A 2,292-nucleotide genomic window follows, 5' to 3' on the forward strand; every position below is an offset into this window, starting at 1 on the left:
CTGGTGATTGGGGCGGGCGGCCTGGGCTGTCCGGCGCTGACGTATCTTGCGGCGGCGGGCGTCGGCACGCTGGGCGTAGTGGATTTTGACCGTGTCGAAATCAGCAACCTGCACCGCCAGGTACTTTTTGCGGTGGCGGATGTAGGGCGAAACAAAGCGGAAGCGGCGGCGGAGCGGTTGCGGTCGCTGAACCCGCACATTCGGATTATTGAATATACCGAGGGGCTGACGAAAGAGAACGCTTTATCTATCATAAAGGAATTCCAAATCTTGGTGGATGGCTCGGATAATTTCCCGACGCGTTACCTTGTCAACGACGCCTGCGTGCTACTGGACAAGCCACTGGTATTCGGATCTATCTATAAATTTGAAGGACAAGTCAGCGTGTTCAACTACCTGGGCGGGCCCACCTACCGCTGCCTTTATCCGACCCCGCCCGACGAGGGCGAAGTACCCAACTGCGCCGAAATTGGGGTCATCGGCGTGTTGCCGGGCATTATTGGCTCACTGCAGGCGATGGAAACGGTGAAGCTCATCACGGGTCTGGGCGAAGTACTTTCGGGTAGTTTGCTGGTGTACGATGCCCTGCGTACTTCCTTCCAAAAGTACCAGTTCGCTGCTCGAGCCGAATCCCGGAACATTACGGCCTTGCAAAACGACTACGGCGAAACCTGCGCCATTCCCACCGCGGGGCTGGAAGAAATCGACTACCAAGAACTCGAACTCGTCATGCAGGAACTCGTTCCACCGCTGCTGGTCGATGTACGCGAACCGCACGAGTACTTACAATTCAACCTTGGCGGTGTCAATTGGCCGCTAAGTACCATTCCTCAGCGAATCCCTGAACTCCTCGCCCGCACCAGCGTGGTGCTATGCTGCCAGTCGGGCGTAAGAAGCCGCAAAGCCTACGAAATCCTTGCTCCCGCCCTACCGAACCACACTTTCAGACAGTTAAAAGGTGGTGTCGCGTCGGTTAGAGCGTTTTAGGCGTGATGGGGTGTTGGCGTTCTGATTTTACAATTCTCACGTTTGGGACTTTCTAAATGCCTTAACTTTGCTCCGGCTCGCCGTACCACTTTGTGGCTTTGTCGCTCTGGAACTTTGTTACTTCTAAAAAATGAAAGAAATCAAATCTATCCTCGCCGCTTACGACCGTCTCGACCACGCTACCCAACGGGCGGCTCTAGCGACGGTGGTTCGCGTGGAAGGGTCGTCGTACCGCCGCACGGGAGCGCGGATGCTGGTAATGGACGATGGTACCTGGGTCGGGGGAATCAGCGGGGGCTGTCTGGAAGGCGATGCGCTGAAAAGGGCGCGTTTGGCAATCGCGCGGTCGAAATCAAGTTTAGTCACCTATGACACTACCGAGGACGACGCCCACCAAATCGGTGTAGGCTTGGGCTGTAATGGTATCATCGATGTCCTGCTGACGCCCGTTTTACCCGACGACCCGCATAGTCCTATTGCGGTGTTGCAGGACGTCGTGGCCGATCGACGCCAAACAAACGTCTTGCTCACCATTACGAAGTTAGAAGGTAGTTTGAATGGGTTTGAGACGGGAAATATTATTCGTTACGCTAACCCTGAAAGCTTGGGTGGGCTGGACAATGATTCGCTCGCTGACCACCTGGAACAGCGAATCCGAAAAGTGGTCGAGCAAAGCAAGTCAGCGGCGTTATCTTTTACCTTGGAGGATGGTCGTGAACTGGAAATATTTGCCGAATTCCTACCGCCGGAACTGCACGTCATCGTTATGGGTCATCAGTACGACGTTTTCCCTTTGGTCAAAGTGATCAAAGAAGCAGGTTGGCGGGCGACGATCGTAGCCAATCCGCACAAAATCCACCGTGAGGTAGCCGCCCTGGTTGGTGCAGTAGTACCACCGGAGGAATTCAACCCTAAACTCATCGACAACTACACGGCGGTTGTTCTGATGTCGCATGATTACAAGACGGATAAGAACAACCTGCCGCTGGTGCTGGCTGCGCCTTACATCGGGCTGCTTGGACCACGGGTGCGGGCTGAGAAAATCTTTAATGAACTAGGGAAAGAGGGAATTACTATTTCACCGGAAGTTGAAGAAAGAATTTTCGCGCCCGTTGGGCTGGACATTGGGGCGATTACGCCCGAGGAGATTGCCCTTTCGATGGTAGCCGAAATCCGGGCCGTATTCTCTAAACGTGATGGCGGGATGCTCCGTGAACGTACTTCGACCATTCACGAACGGTGAACGTTGATTTCAGGCAAACAACTGCGCCGAATCTTGTCTCTCTGAACTCTTATTTCACAGAG

At 54.2% G+C, this 2,292-nt stretch carries 2 protein-coding genes; both read left to right on the forward strand.

The features are described from left to right. A partial coding sequence (locus tag ACEW8P_RS19800) for a ThiF family adenylyltransferase (RefSeq protein WP_373514804.1) occupies window positions 1-987 on the forward strand: 987 nt, incomplete at its 5' end. Window positions 988-1,117: 130 nt separating this feature from the next. Beyond that, window positions 1,118-2,230: an XdhC family protein gene (locus ACEW8P_RS19805; RefSeq protein ID WP_373514805.1), complete on the forward strand. Its 1,113-nt coding sequence runs from the start codon at window positions 1,118-1,120 to the stop codon at window positions 2,228-2,230. Window positions 2,231-2,292 lie beyond the last annotated feature (62 nt).

The organism is Persicitalea sp., assembly GCF_041751555.1.
Classification (GTDB): domain Bacteria; phylum Bacteroidota; class Bacteroidia; order Cytophagales; family Spirosomataceae; genus Persicitalea.

What these genes read in the sequence shown, in the direction of transcription:
- ACEW8P_RS19805 (WP_373514805.1), top strand. Translation starts at nt 1,118, where the DNA reads ATGAAAGAAATCAAATCTATCCTCGCCGCTTACGACCGTCTCGACCAC.